Source organism: Emticicia sp. 21SJ11W-3, assembly GCF_024138715.1.
GTDB classification, from domain to species: domain Bacteria; phylum Bacteroidota; class Bacteroidia; order Cytophagales; family Spirosomataceae; genus Emticicia; species Emticicia fluvialis.
Genome location: NZ_CP092074.1, coordinates 4,430,670 through 4,454,861 on the forward strand (window position 1 = coordinate 4,430,670; position 24,192 = coordinate 4,454,861).

Sequence of the window (24,192 nt, forward strand, 5' to 3'; positions counted from 1 at the left end):
ATTTCTGTTCCGACAAAATCTTAAACTCATGAAAAAAGTATTCCTGCTCTGTTTTCTGTTTTTCAGTCTGCTATCTTCCTTTGCTCAAAAAAGCCCCGATTTCCTCAATAACTATAACCAACGCTGGGTAGATTCTGTTTTCGCGACCCTGTCGTTAGACGAAAAAATCGGTCAGTTATTGATGCCGCGGGGAAATACTTCAGGCCAGGGATATAACGTTGAAAAGCTCAGAAAATGGGTACAGGATTACAAAGTGGGCGGTCTGGTTTTCTTTGCTGGCCAGCCAACCACACAGGCTCGCATTGTAAATGAGCTGCAGGGGATGTCTAAAGTACCCATGCTGATAGGAATGGATTTAGAATGGGGACTGGCCATGAGGCTGGATAGTACCGTTCGGTTCCCTTATCAGATGACGCTAGGCGCCATCAGAGGTAAAGAAGCAGATATACGCGAAATGGGTGCAGAAATAGCCCGTCAATGCCGCAGAATGGGCGTGCACATCAATTATGCCCCTGTAGTAGATGTCAATAATAACCCCAACAACCCGGTTATCAATTTCCGCTCGTTCGGTGAAAACAAATATGACGTGGCCTCTAAGGCCATTGCCTATATGCAGGGCATGAACAGCGAGCGTATTCTGACGTCGGCCAAGCACTTTCCGGGGCATGGTGATACAGGCGTAGACTCTCACTATGATTTACCCCTGATAAGCCACGACAAAAAACGGCTGGATAATATTGAGCTTTACCCTTACCGTATGCTCATGAACAGCGGCCTCAGCGGTGTCATGACAGCCCACCTGAGTATTCCGGCTTTAGACAGCGCCAAAAATCTGGCGTCTACGCTCTCAAAAAATATTGTTACTGATTTGCTCCGTAATGATTTAAAATTTAAAGGTCTTGTATTTACTGATGCCATGGATATGCAGGGAGCGGTAAAATACTTCCCTAACGGGCAAGCCAATGTAAAAGCCATTCTGGCAGGTAATGATATCCTTGAAACCTTCGAAGATGTGCCGGCAGCCATAGCAGCCATTAAAGCAGCCGTTGCCAATAAGGAAATAACCCAGGAAGAAATTGATTTCAGGGTTAAGAAAATCCTGATGGCTAAATCATGGGTAGGTTTAGATAAATATAAACCAATAGAAATTAATAATCTGATACAAGATCTGAACACCACGAAGTCAGACGTGCTGAACCGTCAGTTTGCCGAAGCAGCCCTTACGCTCATAAAAAATGAAGAAAGTGTTTTGCCCGTTAAAGACCTGACAGCCAAAATTGCAGTGGTTTCTGTTGATGCTGTTCAGCCAACGGCTTTTCAGAAAATGGCGGCTAACTATACTACGGTTGATAATTTCAATTTACCGGCCAATGCCACCGATGCCGACATCAGCAAAATGCTGGAGCAAGTCTCAGGATATGACCTCATACTGGTGGGTGTACACCTGAATAATATTCGTCCGGCTGCTAAATATGGTGTTACTGATGCCAATAAAAAGGCTGTAAAAGCCCTGGTAAATACCGGCAAAGCCGTAGTAACGCTCTTTGGCAACCCTTATTCGTTGGATAAATTTGAAGACCTTGACAAAGCTAAAGCCGTTGTAATGGCGTATCAGCTAACCCCCTACATGGAAGAGGCCTCGGCACAAGCCATTTTCGGGGCTATTCCGTTTATTGGCAAGCTACCTGTTACAGTTAATGAAAATTATCGCCTGGAATCTGGCAAACAAACCCAGTCAATCGGTCGGTTAGCTTATGGTGTACCCGAAATGGTTGGGCTTGACAGTAAGGTTTTCAATGCCCGGATGGACTCGGTAGTAAATCTGGGTCTGAAAGAAAAAGCATACCCCGGTGCGGTACTTGAGGTAGCCAAAGACGGAAGGGTTATTTACCACAAAGCATTTGGATACCATACTTACGAAGCCGCCAAAGCAGGCCTGAATACAGCTAATGAAATGGTTTTAAGCGCCGGTAATAAAAATGATGTGATGGACGAAAAAGTAAAAAGCGCTGCTTCTATACAGGCAGGGGCGGCACAAACCAATGCGGTATCAAACGGCAAGGTAAAATTAACCGACCTGTATGACCTGGCCTCGGTTACCAAAGTAAGTACATCATTGCTGGCTGTAATGCAGTTAATGAGCGAAAACAAGTTTGACCTCGACAAAACCTTTAAGGACTACTACACAGAATTTGACAACTCAAATAAGGCAAATTTGCGGTTCAGAGATATGCTTACCCATAAATCAGGCCTGAAAGCCTGGATTCCGTTCTGGATGGACTGCATAGACTCGGTAAAGACCGTAATGAACAGCCCCATATTTAAAGCTAAGTATGCACAGAAATACAAAAGGAAATTTTTAATGAGCAAAAAGAAATACTATGCCATGCTCATGAAAGCCATTAAAGAAGATAAAAATCTGTGGAAAGAAACGCTGTCGCCTGTTACATTGGTTTGGAAAAAGAATACGATTGCTAACGAGCCGTCGGATGATTACACGGTTCAACTGACAGACAGCCTGTGGCTGCACAAAGATTACAGAGAGAAAATTTTCAATGCCATTAAAGATTCGCCTGTTAAACCCGAGCAGGGCTACGTGTATAGCGATTTACATTACTACGCCTACCCGACTTTTATGCCGCGCATAACAGGCATGCCCTGGGAAGACTACCTGAAAAAAACTTACAAACAACTAGGGGCAAACAGCCTTACCTATAATCCGCTGCGCTTTTATCCTAAATCTCAGATTGTACCCAGTGAGCGCGATACTTTATTCAGGCATACACTCATACACGGGCGTGTGCATGATGAAGGCGCCGGTATGCTCAATGGTGTTTCGGGGCACGCAGGTTTGTTTGGCAATGCCAACGACTTAATGAAACTGATGCAGCTTTATCTGCAAAAAGGAACTTACGGCGGCAAGCAGTTTATTAAGCCCGAGGTGGTTGATGAGTGCACCCGTTACCAGTTTCCTGAACTAAAAAACAGAAGAGCCATTGCATTTGACAAAATAGACTTTAACCCTAAGGTGGCCAACGGGCCAACACTGGCAACACCTGAAAGCTATGGTCATTCAGGCTTTACAGGTACTTTCGTTTGGGTAGACCCTAAATATAATTTTGCCTACGTTTTCTTATCAAACCGTGTTTACCCAACCCGTGATAACACGAAGATAAGTACGCTGAACATCAGAACAGCTATTGGCGATGAGATTTACAAAACCGTAAAATAATACAGGTGGAGTAAATTAATGTTTTACTTCTTAGAAAAATGCAATATCTGAAACATAGAAAGTTTGCCGATGTTGAGCTTTTCCGTTTTGGTTATGCTCCTATCGGCAAACCCTGGTTTAATGTGTACTGTTTTGTTTTTGACCACGTATTAATTGATACCGCCCAGGCGCACTGCCGAGAAAAAGTAAAAGCCACATTTAAGGACAAAAGAATTGAAAAAATTCTGCTGACGCATTTTCATGAAGACCACTCAGGTAATGTAGCTGCTTTGGCGATTGAGCATAAGGCTGAGGTATTTGCCCACGCAGCAACCCAAGAAAAAATAAAAAAAGGCTTCGGTCTGCATCCTTATGAGAAAGTACTTTTCGGGCATATTACACCTTATGAAAGCCATATACACCACTTCCCGGCCATTATTGAAACGCCAAACCACCAATTAGTTCCTATTTATACACCGGGGCATTCAGACGACCACACGGTTTTTCTCGAGCCCAACAAAGGCTGGCTGTTTTCAGGCGACTTGTTTGTGGGTATCCGGATCAGGGTTTTCAGAAAAGGCGAGAAATTCTGGCAGCAGGTAGCGTCTATGAAAAATATACTTCAATACAATTTTGATGTACTTTTTTGTGGGCACCACCCCCGGTTAAAAGATGGTAAACAGCAATTACAGGCCAAATTACAGTATTTTGAAGACTTTGGCGGGCATGCACGCGGCCTGCACCAAAAGGGTTTGCCGGTTAAAGACATCATGCGAACCATGAAACTGCGTGAAAATCATCTGATGCGGCTTTTGCTATCCAACGACGTATCCGTCAGATACATGGTAGAAGCTGCTTTGGAAGACGAATAAGCAGATCAAGCATAACAACCTGTTTAGTAACACATTAACATACAGAAACTTTAATCTTTAGACCCATGAACCGCAGAAATTTTGTACAAACCACAGGCCTTACTCTTGGGGCATTTGCTCTTTCTGGCAAAGAATTACTGGCCAATATTCTGGCGCAGAATCCGTATAAACTGAAAGATTTACGCGGTGGCGTAGGTGTTTTTACTGAACGCGGTGGCACCATAGCTTATCTGGTTACACCTAAAGGCCTGGCCGTGGTAGACTCTCAATTCCCTGAGCAGTCGAATCACCTGATTGGTGAACTAAAAAAAATATCAGAGAAACCAATACAACTGCTTATCAATACCCATCATCATGGCGACCATTCGGGTGGCAACATTGCTTTCAAAGGCATTGCTGAACATGTAGTTGCCCATAGTAATTCACTGAAAAACCAGAAAGTAGCCGCAGAAAAGGCCAAAACTGAAGACAAACAGTTATATCCTGACATAACCTTTACCGACACCTGGAAACAAAAAGTTGGTAAAGAGACCATTAAAGCCCATTATTTTGGACCCGGACATACCAATGGCGACAGCATTATACATTTTGAGCAAGCCAATGTGGCTCACATGGGCGATTTGCTGTTTAACCGCCGATACCCTTTTGTAGACCGTGCTGCCGGGGCATCAGTCAAAAACTGGCTTAACGTGCTTGACAAAACGCTGTCAACTTTTGATAACCAAACACTTTTTGTTTTCGGCCATGCCTTCGACCCTGAAAAAATAACCGGTAATAAAGAAGACATCATGGTGTTTCAGGACTACCTGGCAAAGCTATGGAGTTTTGTAGAAGGCGAAGTAAAAGCCGGTAAAACGAAAGAAGAAGTTTTAAAGACCACGGCTATTCCGGGCGTAACCCAAATGCAGGGCGATGGCATCCAGAGAAGCATTCAGGCCACCTACGAAGAGATTGCTGGGGTATAAAAAATCTTTGAATTAGCCTAAAGCTAACTTAGAAAAGTGCAAAAAAATGGAAATTCTGAAATTTTATTTTAAAAAATTTGGAATTAAAAAATCCTTTCGCCTACATTTGTATAGAATATGATTCGCACTTAGCGAATTTTCGCAAATAGAGAAGTTTATTCATGAGCCAACATAGAGTCATTATCGTTCTAATTATTCACCTGCTCGCCTAGCGAGTGTGAAGGAGGACGCATGACCATAGCCTGACGACCTTCTTCACACAGTGAAGAAGGTTTTTTTATGAACAAAATATTATTTAAGACTTAAATCACCCCATTCAATTTCAATGACCACTCTCAATAAATACAGTCGAACGCTTACACAGGAAGTAACAAACCCTGCCGCACAAGCCATGCTATATGCCATTGGCCTTACAGAAGAAGACATGGAAAAACCCCAGATTGGTATAGCCAGTACCGGTTATGAGGGCAACCCCTGTAACATTCACCTGAACGGGCTTTCGGTGCATGTAAAAAAAGGCGTGCAGGAAAACGGAATGGTTGGACTGATTTTTAATACGATTGGTGTTTCAGACGGAATGACCAACGGAAACGACGGCATGAGTTACTCATTACCAAGCCGCGATATCATTGCCGATTCAATTGAAGACGTGGTGTCGGCTCAATGGTATGATGGTGTAATTGCCGTTGTAGGTTGCGATAAAAACATGCCGGGCGCCATGATGGCCATGGCACGCCTAAACCGCCCTGCCATATTGGTTTATGGCGGCACCGTGAAGTCAGGTTATTACCACGGACAGAAGCTGGACATCGTTTCGGCTTTTGAGGCATTAGGTAAAAAGTTTGCCAATAATATATCTGACGAAGATTATAAAGGCGTTATCCAGAACTCAATTCCGGGCCAGGGTGCCTGTGGTGGTATGTACACAGCCAACACGATGGCGTCATCTATTGAGGCAATGGGCATGAGCTTACCAAACAGCTCTTCATACCCGGCCACACACGAAGGCAAAAAGGCAGAATGCCTTGCCATTGGTGCCGCCATGAAAGTGCTTCTTGAAAAACAGATACTACCGCGTGACATCATGACACGCAAGGCATTTGAAAATGCACTTACAGTAGTAATGGCATTAGGTGGTTCTACCAACGCGGTGTTACACTACCTGGCCATTGCCTCTTCGGCAGGTGTAGAATTTACATTAGATGACATTCAGGCCATTTCAGACCGCACACCTTTATTGGGCGACCTGAAACCTTCAGGTAAATATTATATGGAAGACATGCACCCCATTGGTGGTGTGCCGGCAGTAATGAAGTATCTTTTACAAAACGGTTTGTTGCACGGCGACTGCATCACCATAACGGGTAAAACCGTTGCCGAAAACCTGCAGGATGTACCAGACCTTGATTTCAGCACACAAAGTATAATTCGCCCGGTTACCAGTCCGCTTAAAGCAACTGGCCACTTACAGATTTTATACGGAAACCTGGCCGAAAAAGGTGCGGTAGCAAAAATAACCGGAAAAGAAGGCGAAAAATTTGAAGGTATCGCCAAAGTATGTGAGCGTGAAGAAGAAGTAATTGAGTTTTTGAGCAAAGGCGAAATAAAAGCAGGGCATGTAGTGGTAATCCGCAATGAAGGCCCGAAAGGCGGGCCGGGTATGCCAGAAATGCTTAAGCCAACCTCAGCAGTAATGGGTGCCGGACTCGGCGATTCAGTAGCCATGATTACCGATGGCCGTTTCTCGGGTGGTACACACGGTTTTGTAGTAGGCCACGTAACACCGGAGGCATTTGATGGCGGCACAATTGCCTTGGTAAAAGATGGCGACAAAATTACTATTGATGCCATTGACAACAAGCTGATTCTGCACGTGTCAGACGATGAACTGGCCGAACGCAGGGCAGCCTGGCAACCGAAAGAATCAACATTTAAAAGAGGAGTACTTAGAAAATACATCAAAAATGTAAGTTCGGCTAGTGAAGGTTGCGTAACTGACCTGTAACTGACAAAGCCGGTAAACCGGAACAGCGGCTTCAGCAATATTTGCAAAAGATAACCGGCGAAAAGACTTACAACAATATAAGGATACATTAAAAACCACTCTGACATGGGAAATTTATTAGAAGTAGAAGCCAAGCAGGAGGTATTAACTTTACCCCTTGAAGAGCCCCAAAAGAGAGAATATCTTACAGGTGCACAAGCCATGATGGAGTGCCTGCTGGCCGAAGGCGTAGAAACCATTTTCGGATACCCCGGTGGCGCTATTATGCCTACTTATGATGCCCTCTATGACTATATAGACCGTCTTAACCATATACTTGTCCGTCATGAGCAGGGTGCCGGCCATGCCGCGCAGGGTTATGCGCGTGTCAGTGGTCGCCCCGGTATTTGCCTGGTAACATCTGGCCCGGGTGGCACAAACCTGATAACACCCATAGCAGACGCGATTATTGACTGCACCCCATTGGTTTGTATTGTAGGCCAGGTTAAATCTACTTTATTGGGTACAGATGCATTTCAGGAAACTGACATGATTGGCGTAACCACGCCAGTTTGCAAGTGGAATTACCAGATCACCAGCCCCGATGAAGTACCAGAGGTAATGGCCAAAGCATTTTACATTGCCCAGGCTGGCAAGCCCGGCCCGGTTGTGATAGATTTCACCCGCGACGCACAGGCAGGTAAAATGACAGACAAGTTCAGTTACCAAAAGGTAAATAAACTGGTAACGTATCGCCCTCGCATTGTGCCTAAGCAAGAGCAGATTGAAAAAGCCGCCGAGCTGATTAACAAGGCTAAACGCCCCTATATATTGTTTGGCCACGGCGTATTAATTGCTGATGCCGTACAAGAGCTGCTTGAGTTTATTGAAAAAACAGATATGCCTTGCGCCAGCACCTTATTAGGTTTGTCTGCCGTACCGATTGACCACCCCAATTATATGGGCTGGCTGGGTATGCATGGCATGTATGCACCTAATGTAATGACAGACCAGTGCGATGTGTTGATTGCCATTGGGATGCGCTTTGATGACCGCGTAACGGGCGATGCAACAAGGTTTGCCAAACAGGCGCGAATCATTCATATAGAAATAGACCCTTCTGAAATAGAGAAAATAAAGAAAACCGAGGCGCCTGTAGTTGGTGATGCCAAAGAAGCATTGAAAATGCTGATGCCGCTGGTTAAGAGAGGAGAATTTACTGCCTGGAAAAACGAATTCAGGAAACTGGATGCCAGAGAACACCAGAAAGTAACGCTTCGCGATTTGAAAGGTGAAGGTAAGATAAAAATGGCAGAAGTGGTTGCCATGTTGTCTGACAAAACCAAAGGTGAAGCCTGTATTGTGGTAGACGTTGGCCAGCACCAGATGGTAACGGCACGGTATTACCAGTTCCGGAAGCCTAATTCTTATATTGCATCCGGCGGATTAGGTACTATGGGATTTGCTATTCCGGCTTCATTCGGCGCCAAAATGGGAGCGCCTGAACGCGAAGTGGTAGGCATTATTGGCGATGGTTGTTTTCAGATGACCATCCAGGAGCTAGGAACCATTGCGCAAAGCGGGCTGGCAGTTAAAATGATTATCCTGAACAACAATTATCTGGGCATGGTACGCCAATGGCAGCAATTGTTCTTCGATAACCGTTACTCATTCGTTGAATTAAAGAATCCTGATTTCATTACCATAGCCAAAGGATTTGGCATTGAAGGCCATACCTGTGCTGAAAGAGAAAACCTCAGCGAGTCGCTTGACAGGCTACTGCAGTCAGACAAAGCCTATCTGCTGGAGGTATTGGTAGAAAAAGAGGAAAACGTATTCCCGATGGTTCCGGCAGGCACAAGCGTGTCTGAAATACGACTGGAGTAATAGTGAATGGCTAATGACGAATGAGCGAATCAAGCAGTTTGTCATTCAAATTATTCGCTAATCCGCTAATTCACTAATTCCTGATTATTAATGACAACATACACTATTTGCGTATTTACCGAAAATAGCATCGGATTACTCAACAAAATCACAATAATTTTTACCAGAAGAAGAATCAACATTGAATCTTTGACTGTTTCTGAAACCGAACGAAAGGGTATCTCACGCTTTACGATTGTCATCAAACATGACAAACGTGAAGAGGTAGAAAAGCTGGTACGCCAGATTCGTAAGGTTGTAGAAGTTTTAGCTGTTTTCGGTTATCTGAATGAAGATATCGTTTACAATGAAATCGCCCTCTTTAAGATTTCAACCCCTATTGATGGCAAGGTAATAGATGTTGAAAACATCAATAAGGTTTATAAGGCCTGGGTAGTTTACTGGGGGCTTGATTACGTTGTGATTGAAAAAACCGGTACAGAAAGAGAAATATTTGATTTCTTCCGGTATATCAAACCACATGGTATTATAGAGTTCGTTCGTTCAGGAAGAGTAGCCGTAGGCAAAACCCCGCAGGGGCTGATTGAATACCTGCCCGAAGAAATTACAGAATGGGAGTATTATTTATAGTAGTATCATATTTTTATCGCATAAACACAAAACAAAAACAATAAAATGGCAAAGTTAAATTTTGGCGGTGTTGAAGAAGAAGTAGTAACCCGCGAAGAGTACCCTCTTGAAAAAGCAAGAGAGTTTTTAAAAAACCAAACCATCGCAGTAATTGGCTACGGAGTGCAGGGGCCTGGTCAGGCAATGAATATGCGTGACAATGGCTTCAACGTAATTGTTGGACAACGCCCCGGCAAAACATACGACAAAGCAGTTGCAGATGGTTGGGTACCGGGCAAAACACTTTTCAACATTGAAGATGCATTGAAAAAAGGTACTGTTATCTGTTTCCTTTTGTCTGATGCAGCTCAAATTCAATTATGGCCAACCGTTAAACAACACCTTAAAAAAGGTAAAACTTTGTACTTCTCTCACGGTTTCGGCATCACTTACAGCAAAAAAACGGGCATCAAACCTCCGAAGAGTGTTGACGTCGTATTGGTTGCCCCTAAAGGCTCTGGTACTTCGCTTCGTCGCCTATTTGTAGAAGGTAAAGGTTTGAACTCAAGCTTTGCCGTGTATCAGGATGCCTCAGGCCATGCCCGTGAAACAGCCATTGCCATGGGTATCGGTGTAGGTTCAGGATACCTGTTTGAAACTGACTTCTACCGCGAAGTAACTTCTGACCTTACAGGTGAAAGAGGTACTTTGATGGGCGCTATTCAGGGTATCTTTGCGGCTCAGTACGAAGTACTACGTGAAAACGGCCACTCGCCTTCTGAAGCTTTCAACGAAACTGTAGAAGAGTTAACACAATCATTGATGCCATTGGTAGCAGAAAACGGTATGGACTGGATGTACGCCAACTGTTCAACAACTGCTCAACGCGGTGCGCTTGACTGGTGGAAGCCTTTCCGCGATGCCAGCAAACCGGTGTTCAAAAAACTATATAACAGTGTAAAAACACAAAAAGAAGCCGCTCAGTCTATTGAACGTAACTCTCAGCCAGACTACCGTGAAAAACTGGAAGTTGAATTGGCCGAACTACGTGATTCAGAAATGTGGCAGGCAGGCGCTACTGTACGTAGCCTGAGACCTGAAAGAAACTAATTCTTGCATTAAATAGAATTAAATCATTCAATGAGTAGGTATTTTGCCTACTCATTTTATTTTTTATTACATTTGGCAAAAAATTCTTTCGGGTATTTATCTACCGCCCGAATGGGTTCTTATAATTATTTCAGGTTAAAAACAGATTTAACCAATGACCAGCATCAACAAAACAGTGCCAGAAAAACAACTGACTCTTCCGGATATTGACAATATGTATGTAGCAGCCGAAAGGCTGGAAGACGTAGCTACGCACACACCTTTAATGCATAATCTGAATCTGTCTGAACGTTACGGAGCCAATGTGTATCTGAAACGTGAAGATTTACAGGTAGTGCGTTCTTATAAAATCAGGGGCGCTTACAACAAAATGGCCAGCCTGCCAAAAGAGCAACTAGATAAGGGGGTGGTATGCGCCAGCGCGGGTAATCATGCCCAGGGCCTGGCATACGCCTGCCGTAAACTGGGTGTAAAAGGCACCATTTTTATGCCTACCACTACCCCTGCTCAGAAAATAAAGCAGGTAGGTATGTTTGGCAAAGAGTTTGTAAAAATAGAGTTGGTGGGTGATACCTACGACGACGCCTACTTTGCTGCCAAAAACTTTTGTGAAGAGCAGAAAGCCACGTTCATCCATCCGTTTGATGACCTGCAGGTAATTGAAGGACAGGGAACCGTAGGCCTTGAAATATTTAAAGATGCCAATTTCAAGATAGACTACCTCATTTTTGCCATTGGTGGTGGCGGACTGGCCTCAGGGGTTTCTACGGTTTTTAAACAACTATCGCCACGAACCAAGCTGATTGCGGTTGAACCGGAGGGCTCTCCTACCATGAAAAAATCGTTGGAAGCAGGCCATGTTGTAACACTGGAAGAAATCAATAAATTTGTTGACGGCGCCGCCGTAAAAAGAGCAGGAGACCTGACCTTTGAGGTGTGCAAACAAAACCTTAATCATGAAATTATCCTGATTCCGGAAGGGAAAGTGTGTTCAACCATTCTGGAACTGTATAATGAAGAAGCCATAGTTGCCGAACCCGCAGGTGCTTTGTCGGTTTCAGCCCTTGATTTTCTGAAAGATGAAATCAAAGGCAAAAACGTCGTGTGCATTATAGGCGGTGGTAATAATGATATTACCCGTACTGAAGAAATCAAAGAACGATCGCTGCTATATGAAGGGCTTAAACATTATTTCATTATCCGTTTTCCTCAGCGCGCCGGTGCGTTTAAAGAATTTCTGAACGATGTACTGGGCCCTACAGACGACATCGTATATTTTGAATACTCAAAGAAAACTTCTCGCGAGCGCGGCCCAGCACTGGTGGGTATAGAGTTGAAACAGAAATCAGACTACCAGCCTTTGATTCAGCGTTTGGAAGAACATAATATACCATTTGAATACATCAATAAAAAGCCTGATTTGTTTGAGTTTTTGATATGACCGTAGGACAAACTGACATAACGTCTTACCTTTGCACCCAACGAAACCACCATTTTTGAATGTATTGGATATTTCTGTTCCTCTTTTTGGGTTTTATATGGCAAATCCATCGAAATTCAGTTTATATCTCTGAAAGCCTGAGTGATTACTCCCTGAAACTGTTTCTTGGGCTGGTTTCCTGCATTATTCCCACTGGTTTTATCTTATCTGAGTTCAATCTTATTAACCAGCCCTGGGCCTGGGGGGTGTCGGTCAATTTGATTGCCCTGTTGTTTTATGCTGTTTTCAGGCAGGTTAGTAATCCGCAGAACTTTACTCTGGCTAAAGGATTCAGCCACTTAAACAACAAAGCAAAAACTGCGTGGGCAGGTCTTTCGTTTGCAAATAAGATTTCATTTGGCGTACTTTCATTTGCAGCGGTGGCTACGGCAGTTCTTAATCTTGTTATTTTCTTTTTTACCTACCCCAATGAATGGGATAGCATGACAGGCCATCTGGTAAAATGCGCACTTTACCTGCAAAACGGCAACATGAACAGGTTGCAAGGCACCACCTGGACCATCGATTTTTATCCTAATTCTCTGCCAACTTTGCAGATGTTTTTCTTCCATTTGCTAGGCGAAAAAGGATTTAAAGTAATACACTATCTGTCATACTGGATATTTGCCTTGTCTGCTTATGCACTGGCGTTTAAAATCTCTAAAAACTTTGTTGCTTCTGTTTTTACTGGGTTGGTAACACTTTTATTACCAACGGCATTGATACAGGCCACCACTACCGAATCGGACATCGTACTTACAGCTTATCTGGGTATTCTGGCTTATTGCTTATTTGCATTCAGGCAAAAACCAACACCGCTTAACATACTATTGATCAGCCTGATAGCCGGTGTCTGGATAGGCCATAAAGTTACCTTTCTTTTAATAGCACCTGCTGCCTTTGCAGTAGCAGTTTACACGGTATTAATCAAAAAAGAATTCTATAAGAATATCAATCTGTTTCTGATTAGCTTTATGCTTAGTGTAGGTATATATGCGCTCCCAACAGGATACATCGGCAACATAAAAGAAGTTGGCCGGTTTAGCCTGGGCAGCCTCTCTGCCCCGCCGATAGTAATGAAATGGCATGGGATAGAAGATTACAGCACAAAAGATAAAGTAAAAAACATGGCTCTGAATGCCGGGCGTTACTCTTCTGATTTCCTGAATTTAGATGGCTTGCGCAGCACCCTTGCAGGCAAACGGGTCAATGATGTATTCAGAGTAATACCAGACAAAATGCTTGGCCGGCTGCATCTTGAAGGAGAAAGATTTACTGTAGTATCTTATTTTTCTTTCGACCACCCCATCCGATTCTATATCGAACGCCCTTACTGGGGAATCATCAGTTTTGGTATGGTGCTTCCCGCATTGGTTATTTTACTGTTTAGATTTATAGGCCGTTACCGCGCCATCACCCCGCTTGAGAAAGGCTTAGGAATTTTAGCAATTGCTACCCTGTTGCATTTTTTATCATTATGTTACTCAGCACCCTACGACCCCATCAAGGCGCGTTATTTTCTAAACATGGCTGTGTGGTGTATGCCCTTACTTGTTGTGTTCTATTTATTTAGCATAAAACGCAAGCTATGGCAGTACTGGCAAGTGGTATGTTGTATTTTAATAGCGGTTTCGGCCATTTGCACCATATTGTATACAAGGATTCATCCGGTATTCGGAGAGAAAAACATCTTCAATATGAGTAGGATGGAACAGCTGACGGTTGCCCGACCAGACATTTATGAAGCCTACCAGAAGTTTGATGAAATAGTACCCAAAGATGCCGTGGTTGCCTTAGGTACGCAGCAGGAACATGAAGATTTTGAGTATCCGCTATGGGGAAAAGACTTTAAACGCAGGTTAATACCTATACACCCTTTCCGTAGCAGACTGAAACCGATTCCAGCTGAGGCTGAATATCTGTTCTACTCGGAAGGAGTATTGCCATTTGAGGAAGGAGACATTGAATTGAGTAAAAAAGATGAGCACAATGATACACCTGTTAAAGAAAGTTCGTTTTTTCTTAGAAAATTAAAAACTAAAGCCACTGACAAGCCATGACAATCGGAATCATGCAACCTTATATTTTTCCATACATTGGTTATTTTCAGTTAATCAATGCGGTTGATAAATTTATTGTGTATGACGACGTGGCCTATATCAATAAGGGTTGGATTAACCGCAACAATATATTAGTGGCGGGCAAGGCATCGCTCTTTACACTGCCCTTGGTTAATGCCAGCCAGAATCGACTCATCAGAGATATAGCAGTTGATAACCTGCCGGTATGGTCAAAGAAATTTCTAAGAACCATCGAGCAATCATACAAAAAAGCGCCTTTTTATAACGAAACAATTGCGATTCTGGCAGAAGTTTTTCAGTCAGAACCGGCAAATATTGCCGAGTTATGCACCAAAAGTCTGAAAACAACCAGCAGTTATTTAGGCATTAAAACCGAATTTGTAGAAAGTTCGGTTGTTTATAACAATCAGCATCTGAAAGCACAGGATCGGATTCTTGATATCTGCAAGCAGGAAAACGCCAGCCATTACATTAACCCGATTGGAGGAATGGCCATCTACGACAAGCAATTATTTGCTGATAATAAAATCTTACTTAATTTTATCAAGGCAAAGCCGATTCAGTACAATCAGTTTAAAAATGAATTTGTGCCCTGGCTTTCTATGATTGATATCCTGATGTTTTGCCCTGCAGATGCAATTCAGCAATATTTAAAAGAATTTGAGTTGGTTTAAAATAAAAACACCAAAATGGCAAAAGTAGTAGTTTTCGGTACAGAATTAGTGGCAGAACTGGCCCATTATTATCTCACGCATGACTCAGAACATGAGATAGTAGCCTTCACAAAAAACAGAGATTACATAAAAGAAGGTGAAACTACTTTCTGTGGTATTCAGCTGGTAGCATTTGAAGATGTGCCTGCTTTGTTCCCGCCCGCAGATTATAAGTTCTTTGCCCCCTTGAGCGAACGTAAAATGAATCAGATTCGGGCTAAAATCTACGGAGAAATAAAAGCACTGGGCTATGAGTGTATCTCTTACATCAGCTCTAAAGCCACAGTTCTAACCGACCAGATTGGAGAAAACTGCTTTATACTGGAAGATAACACCATTCAGCCTTTTGTAAAAATAGGCAATAATGTAGTGCTTTGGAGCGGTAACCACATCGGTCATCATGGCGAAATCAGAGACCACGTCTATTTCACTTCCCACGTGGTGTTATCGGGTAGATGTCTGGTCGGAGAATACTCATTCTTTGGTGTCAACGCTACCATCCGCGACGGCTGCACCATTGGCGAAGGTACACTGATAGCCATGGGTGCCAACCTAACCAAAACCAAAACTGAGCCTTGGAGTATCTGGAAAGGGAATCCGGCCGTAAAAGCTGAGGTTTCCAGTAAGGATATTAATTTGTAAATACTATTTAGTGCCATTTACTTGTTGGCCTAACTAACAGGTTTTTACAGATAAACCGCCCAATAGAATAAACCGGATAAACATGGTTTTTTCATTAAAAATCTTGAACTTTGACGCTTTAAATCAGAATATACATCGATAATGACTCAATTTTTTGACCAGCTTATTTGCCCGAAAACCAGAACCAGACTTGTTGTGTCGGCCGACGGCAAAACCCTTCATAATACCTCTCAGGAAGAACCTATCTCTTATGATATAAACAACATTGTTGATCTGGTTTATCCGAAAGAACTCTTCGAACAAGACCGCAAAGAACAGGTAGCCTATAACGATGCCCATTTGCGTTACGACCGTGGGGTTTCCTGGGTTTTTCAATCTTTACATGCCAATGAAGCCGCAACTCGAAAACTGATGATTGGCTTGTTGAAATTAAAACCCGGCATGAAAGTTCTGGAAGTAGGCGCTGGTACAGGAAAAGATTCAGCCTTTATTATTGATAAAATCACTCCGGGTGGTCATGCCGTTTTATCTGACCTTTCTCCTGCCATGCTTGGTCATGCCAAAGAAAAGTTTGCTGATAAAAAAGATGTTAAAATTGACTATTTCATCGTTAACGGTTCTTATCTGCCGTTTGAAGACAATTTCTTTGATGCCGTTTTTCATTTTGGTGGCATCAATACCTTTGCCGAAAGAGCCAAGGCATTTGAAGAGTTTAACCGTGTAGTTAAAATTGGTGGCAGAGTAGTTGTAGGTGACGAAAGCGTAGGTGCCTGGCTGAGAGACCAGAAAACCTATCAGATTCTGATGGATGCTAACCCCATGTTTGCCGACCAGGTGCCATTGCAGGACTTGCCTAAAAATGTAAAAGATGTAAAACTGCAATGGATTTTTGGTAATGGGTATTACGTTTTGGAGTTCAAAAAAACCAAAAAAGCCCCAACCGTAAACGTAAACCTACAGATACCGGGTAAAGATATTAAAGATAACTGGAGAATAAGGGCTGAGAGGAATAGGAAGAACACCCCCCGCCCCTAAAGGGGAGTTAAAACAAAAAGCCATCGATATCATTGCACATGAAAGAGAATATGTTTTATGGGGCAAGCAGCATTAGCTTTGAAAGGGCAGCAAAGTTAAGAGCGAATTCCACACCAATGGAGGAGCATCTGTGGCATTATCTGTCAAAAAGCCAATTAGGTTTGCGTTTCAAAAGACAGCACCCAATTGGCAATTACATAGCCGATTTTTATTGCCATTCTGTCAAGTTGGTTACTGAAATTGATGGTAGTATTCATAAAACTACTGAACAGAAGTTAATAGATAAAGAAAAGGACGAATTCTATCAATCGGTTGGGATTACCGTGCTAAGAGTTACCAATAAAGTTTTAAGTAATTCCACCGAAGAAATATTAAATAAAATCAAAGGAATGCTAAATACTAAAGATTCGAACACCCCTTTAGGGGCGGGGGGGCATATCTGGCAAAAAAAAGGAGTAATATACAAACCTGACGGAACATTGGCTCATAGCCGTTCGCATGCGCAGGTGCCGTATGCTTATAAACATAATGACTTTTTAAGAGTTTACTTTTCATCAAGAGATGATCACGGCCAATCACGCCCGACATTTATTGATGTGGATTATGATGACCCTACAAAGATTCTCTATGTGCACGACACTTTCGTTCTTGATTTAGGCGGGCCGGGCGAATATGACGAAACCGGAGCCATGCCTTCATGGTTTGTGCCGCAATCCAATGGTGATATCTGGTTATATTATACCGGCTGGAACCGTACCCATAATTCATACCGGCTGTCAATGGGTTTGTCGGTTAGTACTGATGGTGGCATAACGTTCAAGAAAATGTTCCGCGGGCCTATTATGGACCGCTCTATTCATAACCCTATCTGGGCAGCGCAGCCATCGGTAATGTATGTAAATGGCCGCTGGATGATGTGGTACATTTCTGGTCAGAAGTGCGAGTATATTCACGGGTATCCCGAACCCTATTACGACTGCCGCGTGGCGGTTTCAGATGATGGCATTAAATGGGAACCAACCGGCGATGTGGCCTTGCCTTTTGATGATTTTCTGCATGCCGTTGGCCGCCCGAGTGTATTTTTTGAAGATGGTATTTTTAAAATGTACTACTCTTATCGCCACACCCGCGATTATCGCACAGACCGTAACCAAGGCTATCGCTTAGGCTATGCTGAGTCAAAAGACGGCTTTCAATGGGACCGCAAAGATAATCTGGTAGGTATTCATAAATCTGAAAACCCTGCTGATTTTGACTACCAGATGATAGATTACGCATATTGCTACGAACACAATAACAAAAAATATCTGTTATATAACGGCAACGGTTTCGGAGCCGCAGGTTTTGGCTATGCTGTTCGGGAAAAATAATGATTTTCTGATGAGCATCATTTTTGGAGCTTACCCCAGCATCTAATTTTGCCCTGTTGTTTTATTTTTGATGTTTAAAGCGAAGGTTACCATGAAAGAACAATTCAATAAAGAAGGTTATGTAATAATCAAGAATTTCTTTAATAAAGAAGAAATAGCACTTATATATACCGAAGCCCGTAAACTCTTTGCCATACAAATAGAAAGAGTATTGGGTAAAAAAGTAGATATCAATAACAAAGATGAGTTTGAGAAGGCCATGTTTGATTTTTTTGAGGCCGATTTCACCACTTTTGTTAATACGGGTAAGCAGGTGCAACATCTGATTTCTCTTCACCGGCTGGGTACTGACCCCAAAATTGTTGATTTGTTAAAGTCAATCGGTTACGACTTCCCCATTATCGGTGTCCGCCCGGCCATGCAGTTCAACAGCCGTTATTTGTCAAAAGGTGGCAGCCACTGGAAACTGGGTGCGCATCAGGACTGGCGCACAGGCCAGGGTTCTCTTGACAGCATAGTGATGTGGTTCCCTTTGGTAGACTGTGGAGAAGCCCTTGGTTCATTGCAGATTCTGCCTGCCAGCCATAAAGATGGTTTGCTGAAAGCAGATACCTCCGGCTATCTGGGTAGTATACAGGAAGACCTGCCCGAAGAACAATATGTACAAACTGAATTTGAAGTAGGCGACCTGCTGGTTTTTTCTGCTTTTCTGGTTCACCGCTCGGGCGAAAACGTTACTAAAAACATCCGCTGGTCGGTTCAGTTGCGTTATAATAACATTGCAGAGGGTACATTCCAGGAGAGAGGCTTCCCGATGCCGTATATCTATAAGCCGGAAGCTGATTTGGTTACACCAAATTTTCCGGAAAAGCAACACCTGGAAACAGTTTTCGCTTAAAGGCATACAACCGGCGGTAAGATTAATACCGTTTAATCATATTCAGTGTTATTTTTGAAGAATAACCGCTAAAAATCGTTCTTGAAAAGGAGCGATTTTTTTTATTAATGTCTCCTTTATTCTGATATTAAATTTCATAAAAACCGTTTGCCTATTTCTGAAAATTATCAGATATTTCATACATTTGTTTTACAATCGTGCTTTTATAATAAAACCATAAATTCTACCGGAATGGCAACTAATACTTTTCGCCACCGTCCTGCTCCGTCTGTGCCCAAGGCTGCGCCTAAGGCCGGGCTGTTCGATAATATCAATTCATGGCTTAAAAATCGGCTGCATTTAGGAGACGCGCTTCCTACCGAAACGCTCAAACGTATTGTATGGCTGGGTGCATTGGGTATTTTTTATATCTATATTCAGCATAGCTATGAAGGTTTTATAAAAAAAATTGAGAAGACCCGCCTGGATATGGAAGAAAGACGCGCCGAGTATATATCGCAGAAATCGCGTTACATGTATGCCAGCAAGCAGTCAGAAATTGCCAGGAAACTATCAGACAAAGGTTTGGAAGACAACATAACGCCGCCAAACAAAATAGTAGTAAAAGAATAACAGGCCGATTACAACCATCAATAAAGTCATGTCAGCTAAGCCCTCTATCCGTGAAGAAATTCAATGGCGAGCCAAACTTACGTTTGGTTTGGTATTTGTAATTGGTACATTGATAGCCGCTCAGATATTTGTGGTACAGAATTTCCAGAAAAAAAAATGGATGGATAAAGTTGCCAAAGTGCAACGCAAACCCATGAAAATAAAAGCTACCCGCGGCAATATTTATGCTGCAGATGGCAGTAGTCTTCTGGCCACCTCTGTTCCCCGATACAGAGTAGGTATTGATGTAACCCGTGCCAAGCCCAAATACCTGAACGCCCAGCTTGATTCTCTTACCCATTTAATGGCCGGTTTTTTTCAGGACCGCACCGCAAGGCAGTATCGTGAACTAATAATGAATGCACGCAAAGGGGGCAAAGTACACTTTGTTGTTTTGGGTGACCGACTGGTAGATTTTACGGAAATGGAAAAAATAAAAAAATTTCCGTTTTTTCGTGAAGGGCCTATGAAAGGCGGTGGCAAGTTTGAGCAACTCAACCGGCGGGTAATGCCTTTTGATGACATGGCCCTGAGGTCTATTGGTAAACTAGACCGCGATACCCAAACCAAAGGAGATTTCGGTATTGAGTTCAGCTTTAATAATTATCTGGCCGGACGAGACGGCGTAGGCCTTTTTCAGCGTTTGGCAGGGGGTGTATGGAAACCGGTTGAAGACTCTCCGGATGTACGTCCGGAATCAGGCCAGGACGTAGTAACTACCATAGACATTAATTTTCAGGACATTGTAGAGAGTTCATTACGCAATCAGGTGATGAGTACCAATGCCAAGTATGGTTCAGCCATTGTAATGGAAGTAGCCACAGGGCAAATCAAGGCCATTACCAACCTATCGCGCAGAAATAAAAACGACCAGACCTTTTACACAGAAGACTTTAATTATGCCGTAAAAGGAGGTACCGACCCGGGTTCTACATTTAAACTGGCAACTATGGTGGCCATTCTTGAAAAAAGTCATTTAAACCCTAATGATTTTGGTGCAACCTGCGATGGGTCTGTCAGACATAACAATATTGAACTAACCTGCGACGCCAAACACGGCAGCCAGACGGTGCAACAGATTTTTGAAAATTCTTGTAATGTAGGCATTTATAATCTTGTAAAGCAGCATTTTGGGTTTTCAAGAGCTAATAATTTTGTTGCCTACCTGAGCAGGCTGAAGCTGGATAAACCGGTAGGGTTTCAGTTAAGAGGCGAAACCGACCCGATTATTAAAGACAGTAAAAGCTCTACTTTCAGCTCTACAACAATACCCTGGATGGCCATAGGCTATGAAAGCCGCCTTACCCCCTTGCAAATGCTTACATTTTATAATGCCATTGCTAACGGAGGCAAATGGGTACAACCCTATATTGTAAAAGAAATAAGAGAAGCAGACAGAGTTCTTGAACGGTTTGAGGGAAAAAAAGACGGACAGATTTGCTCTGACCGCACGATTAAAATAGTGCATCAGATGATGAAAGGCGTGGTTGAAAACGGAACAGCCCAAAACATTAACACGGGTTTTTGTAAAGTGGCAGGTAAAACCGGCACTTCGCAAAAAAGAGAAAACGGATACGTTAAAGGGCAGTATTATACCGCTTTCATAGGCTTTTTTCCGGCAGACAACCCCAGATACAGCTGTGCCGTAATTATTGACGAGCCACAGGGTATTAACGTTCATGCCCGGGATGTGGCCGCTCCGGTGTTCCGTACTATTGCCGACAAAATTTTTGCCTATGACGTGGCTATGCACCCTCCTAAAAACAAAAATGCGAACGTACAGAACATAACATCGCACGAGCAAAGTGGATATGCGGAGGATTTCAGAGCAGTAAGCGAGACCCTTGGGCTTGAAAATGTGCCTGCCAGCGCCGGATGGACAAAGGCCGTAAAAAATGGCAGCAATATAACCTGGCGCAAAATCAACGAAAATGAGGACATCCCCAATGTATCGGGCATGACCCTGCGAGACGCCATTTATCTTTTAGAAAACAAAGGCTTTAAAGTACAATATACTGGGTTGGGCAAAGTAGCCGACTATGCCATTATCCAACCAAAGGTGGTGTCATTAATACTTCAGTAATCTACATTAAAAACCCCGGCTTACAAGGCAGGGGTTTTTAATATCTTCTGAACAATTTTCTCCGCATGTATTCTTGAGTTTTCAATGAAAAGGCTGTGGGTGTCCATCCCTCCGCATATTACCCCGGCCAGATACACATTTTTCATATTGGTTTCCATTGTGTCATCATTATACTCAGGTTTCATAATTTCATCTGCCGAAAGGTTAATACCTATTTTTTTCAGAAACGGCAGGTTAGGCTGGTAACCAGTCATAGAAATCACCCAGTCGTTTTCAATGGTTACAATTCCCTCAGGAGTTCTGATATCTACCTCATAATCACGTATTTCTTCTACCTCAGCATTAAAAAACGCTTTTACTGACCCCTCCTTAATTCTGTTTTCAATATCCGGCTTTGCCCAATACTTTACTCTTTTACCTATCTCATCCTTCCTGATAACCATTGTTACCTCCGCTCCCTTCCTCCAGGTTTCCAAAGCGGCATCAACGGCCGAATTATTAGCACCAATCACCAGTACTTTCTGAAATGCATAAAAATGCGGGTCTTTATAATAATGCGTTACCTTTGGTAGCTCTTCGCCTTTTACCCCCAGCTTCTGCGGAATATCATAAAACCCGGACGCAATAATAATATGCTCGGTTTCATAAGTATTCTTTTTACTGATTACCATGTAAGTACTTCTGCCTGCACCGGGTACCACCTCCTGCACCTCTTCAAAAAGTTTTATATTCAGCTTTTTATGCGCAGCCACCCGTCTGTAATATTCCAGCGCTTCGCTACGGGTAGGTTTGGCATTGTTTGATACAAATGGCACCTCTCCTATCTCAAGCCGCTCAGAGGTGCTGAAAAAAGTCATGTTTGCCGGATAATTATATAAAGAATTAACCAGACAGCCTTTTTCGAGAATCAGGTACTTCAAACCTGCCTTTTGCGCCTCTAATCCGCAAGCCAGCCCAATAGGGCCACCACCAATAATTATTAAATCGTACTGTAAAGGGTTCATGTATGGTAAGCTAAATTTGTATGTACTGTGTATTCTTAACAAAGTTTTAATTAAAAAACGTTCTTTTCAATAATAAGTATGCTATTTTTGAACTTACTTTCGTTAGTACAGGCGGAGCTAATCTGGTCTTTTGATCTAGCTGGCGATTATGGAACCTATCAACCCGAAATTTACGTTTGCAAAAAAGGATATTTTAAGACCGAATAACCTATATTATCTATAAAAATTATTAAATTTTCTAATGGCAGTTTTAACAATGATCGGGCAACTTTTGCTTGCCTTAACTATTCTGGTCGGATTACATGAATTTGGACACTTCATCTTCGCTCGTATTTTTGGTATTAGAGTAAATAAGTTCTATATATTTTTCGACTTCCTTTTCCCGCTTCCGAATGTGCTCAATTTTGCTTTATGGAAAAAGAAAAAAGGTGACACCGAATATGGGCTGGGCTGGTTTCCGCTGGGAGGCTACGTAGATATAGCAGGTATGATTGACGAAACCAAAGATGCATCGCAGCTATCGGCTGTACCAGAGCCTTATGAGTTTCGTTCAAAACCGGCATGGCAACGTTTATTTGTTATGTTGGGTGGTATTATTGTTAATATTATTCTGGGTATTCTTATTTTCTGGGGGGTAAAATACGTTTGGGGAGATGAATACTATTCAAAAGCTGAAGTTAACAAACTGGGTATTTATGCCCACCCGCTTGCACAGGAGATAGGCCTTAAAACCGGCGACAGAATTATTAAAATAAACAATCAGGACTTTACCGATTTCAGCGAGGCACGTGCCGCTTTAATGCAGGAGAACACCTACTTTACAGTTGACAGAGGCGGGGTAATTAAAGAAATTCCGGTTCCGAATGAGCTGATAGATAAAGTTGCCAGTAAGGTGCCTTTTATTGAACCTATTATGCCGTTTACGGTTGGGCAAATTATGAAAGACTCGCCCGCTGAAAAAGCAGGATTGAAAGAAGGAGACAGAATTGTAAAGCTGGACAGCACCCCTATTACTTTCTTTCAGCAGCTACAGAACGAACTGAAAAAAGTACCCGGCAAAAAAGTGGAGCTAACAGTTGAAAGAAACAAACAACTGGTTAAACTGACCCCAACGGTTTCTAAAGAATCTACGCTTGGGTTCGGAGCCATTTCAGACCTTACAGCCAGCACCCAGAAATATAATTTCGGAGAGGCGTTTGGCGAAGGAGCCAGAGAAGCGTTATCGGTTATACCTAATCAGGTAAAAGGCTTCGGCCGTATATTTAAAGGGCATATTTCTGCCGGCAATGCGGTAAGCGGCCCGGTTGGTCTTGCACGTTACTTTGGTGGCTATTGGGACTGGCAGAGATTCTGGGGCCTAACAGGCTTGCTTTCTATGGGGCTGGCATTTATGAACGCCCTACCCATACCTGCTCTTGACGGTGGGCATGTAATTGTATTGTTATACGAAATGATTACCCGCCGTAAGCCGTCTGAAAAGTTTATGGAACGCACGCAACAGGTTGGTACATTCATTCTGCTAACCCTGATGGTGCTTGTACTCTTCAACGATACTTTCAAGGCATTGTTTAAATAAAATCATTCAGCCCGGGCAGGT

General features: G+C 42.9%; 18 protein-coding genes and 1 pseudogene. 18 read left to right on the plus strand and 1 reads right to left on the minus strand.

The window, feature by feature from the left end; all coding sequences use genetic code 11:
* The first annotated feature begins 28 nt into the window (after nt 1-28).
* The 17 genes and pseudogenes from MB380_RS18775 (at nt 29) to MB380_RS18855 (ending at nt 21,591) form a co-directional block, all read left to right on the plus strand.
* The gene (locus MB380_RS18775) at nt 29-3,232 is read left to right on the plus strand and encodes a glycoside hydrolase family 3 N-terminal domain-containing protein (RefSeq protein ID WP_253529915.1); all 3,204 of its coding nucleotides are present in this window, start codon (nt 29-31) and stop codon (nt 3,230-3,232) included.
* Nucleotides 3,233-3,270: 38 nt separating this feature from the next.
* Complete coding sequence (locus tag MB380_RS18780; RefSeq protein WP_253529918.1) at nt 3,271-4,083, plus strand: MBL fold metallo-hydrolase; 813 nt, start codon at nt 3,271-3,273, stop codon at nt 4,081-4,083.
* 65 nt (nt 4,084-4,148) lie between these two features.
* A complete protein-coding gene (locus tag MB380_RS18785) occupies nt 4,149-5,048 on the plus strand; it encodes an MBL fold metallo-hydrolase (protein ID WP_253529920.1) in 900 nt (299 codons plus the stop codon).
* 325 nt (nt 5,049-5,373) lie between these two features.
* Nucleotides 5,374-7,053, plus strand: coding sequence for a dihydroxy-acid dehydratase (gene ilvD / locus MB380_RS18790; RefSeq protein ID WP_253529922.1), 1,680 nt, complete (start codon nt 5,374-5,376; stop codon nt 7,051-7,053).
* Nucleotides 7,054-7,158: 105 nt separating this feature from the next.
* The gene (ilvB, locus tag MB380_RS18795) at nt 7,159-8,919 is read left to right on the plus strand and encodes a biosynthetic-type acetolactate synthase large subunit (protein WP_253529924.1); all 1,761 of its coding nucleotides are present in this window, start codon (nt 7,159-7,161) and stop codon (nt 8,917-8,919) included.
* Nucleotides 8,920-9,009: 90 nt separating this feature from the next.
* On the plus strand, nt 9,010-9,549 hold the full coding sequence (ilvN, locus tag MB380_RS18800) for an acetolactate synthase small subunit (RefSeq protein ID WP_101724340.1): 540 nt from the start codon (nt 9,010-9,012) through the stop codon (nt 9,547-9,549).
* Nucleotides 9,550-9,594: 45 nt separating this feature from the next.
* Nucleotides 9,595-10,638, plus strand: coding sequence for a ketol-acid reductoisomerase (gene ilvC / locus MB380_RS18805; protein WP_101724341.1), 1,044 nt, complete (start codon nt 9,595-9,597; stop codon nt 10,636-10,638).
* 154 nt (nt 10,639-10,792) lie between these two features.
* Entirely contained in the window at nt 10,793-12,079 is a 1,287-nt protein-coding gene (ilvA, locus tag MB380_RS18810) for a threonine ammonia-lyase (RefSeq protein WP_253529926.1), read from the plus strand.
* A 59-nt stretch (nt 12,080-12,138) separates the two neighbouring features.
* Nucleotides 12,139-14,178, plus strand: a complete 2,040-nt coding sequence (locus MB380_RS18815; RefSeq protein ID WP_253529927.1) for a hypothetical protein — start codon at nt 12,139-12,141, stop codon at nt 14,176-14,178.
* Complete coding sequence (locus tag MB380_RS18820; protein ID WP_253529929.1) at nt 14,175-14,873, plus strand: WbqC family protein; 699 nt, start codon at nt 14,175-14,177, stop codon at nt 14,871-14,873. The genes MB380_RS18815 and MB380_RS18820 overlap by 4 nt, the downstream gene beginning before the upstream one ends.
* A 15-nt stretch (nt 14,874-14,888) precedes the next feature.
* Nucleotides 14,889-15,554 (plus strand): acetyltransferase, encoded by a 666-nt coding sequence (locus tag MB380_RS18825; protein ID WP_253529931.1) that lies wholly within the window; start codon nt 14,889-14,891, stop codon nt 15,552-15,554.
* Between the two features lie 141 nt (nt 15,555-15,695).
* On the plus strand, nt 15,696-16,589 hold the full coding sequence (locus MB380_RS18830; protein ID WP_253529933.1) for a class I SAM-dependent methyltransferase: 894 nt from the start codon (nt 15,696-15,698) through the stop codon (nt 16,587-16,589).
* Between the two features lie 116 nt (nt 16,590-16,705).
* Nucleotides 16,706-16,924, plus strand: a pseudogene (locus tag MB380_RS18835) (endonuclease domain-containing protein); the annotation flags it as partial.
* A gap of 102 nt (nt 16,925-17,026) precedes the next feature.
* Nucleotides 17,027-17,959, plus strand: a complete 933-nt coding sequence (locus MB380_RS18840) for a sialidase family protein (protein ID WP_253535609.1) — start codon at nt 17,027-17,029, stop codon at nt 17,957-17,959.
* Nucleotides 17,960-18,050: 91 nt separating this feature from the next.
* Nucleotides 18,051-18,857, plus strand: a complete 807-nt coding sequence (locus tag MB380_RS18845; RefSeq protein ID WP_253529935.1) for a phytanoyl-CoA dioxygenase family protein — start codon at nt 18,051-18,053, stop codon at nt 18,855-18,857.
* Nucleotides 18,858-19,088: 231 nt separating this feature from the next.
* On the plus strand, nt 19,089-19,469 hold the full coding sequence (locus tag MB380_RS18850) for an FtsL-like putative cell division protein (protein WP_143705979.1): 381 nt from the start codon (nt 19,089-19,091) through the stop codon (nt 19,467-19,469).
* 28 nt (nt 19,470-19,497) lie between these two features.
* The gene (locus MB380_RS18855; RefSeq protein ID WP_253529938.1) at nt 19,498-21,591 is read left to right on the plus strand and encodes a penicillin-binding transpeptidase domain-containing protein; all 2,094 of its coding nucleotides are present in this window, start codon (nt 19,498-19,500) and stop codon (nt 21,589-21,591) included.
* 20 nt (nt 21,592-21,611) lie between these two features.
* On the opposite strand, the gene MB380_RS18860 is transcribed toward MB380_RS18855, so the two are convergent.
* Nucleotides 21,612-22,595 (minus strand): YpdA family putative bacillithiol disulfide reductase, encoded by a 984-nt coding sequence (locus MB380_RS18860; protein WP_101724351.1) that lies wholly within the window; start codon nt 22,593-22,595, stop codon nt 21,612-21,614.
* A gap of 241 nt (nt 22,596-22,836) precedes the next feature.
* On the opposite strand from MB380_RS18860, the gene rseP reads away from it, so the two are divergent.
* The gene (rseP, locus tag MB380_RS18865) at nt 22,837-24,171 is read left to right on the plus strand and encodes an RIP metalloprotease RseP (RefSeq protein WP_253529941.1); all 1,335 of its coding nucleotides are present in this window, start codon (nt 22,837-22,839) and stop codon (nt 24,169-24,171) included.
* Nucleotides 24,172-24,192 lie beyond the last annotated feature (21 nt).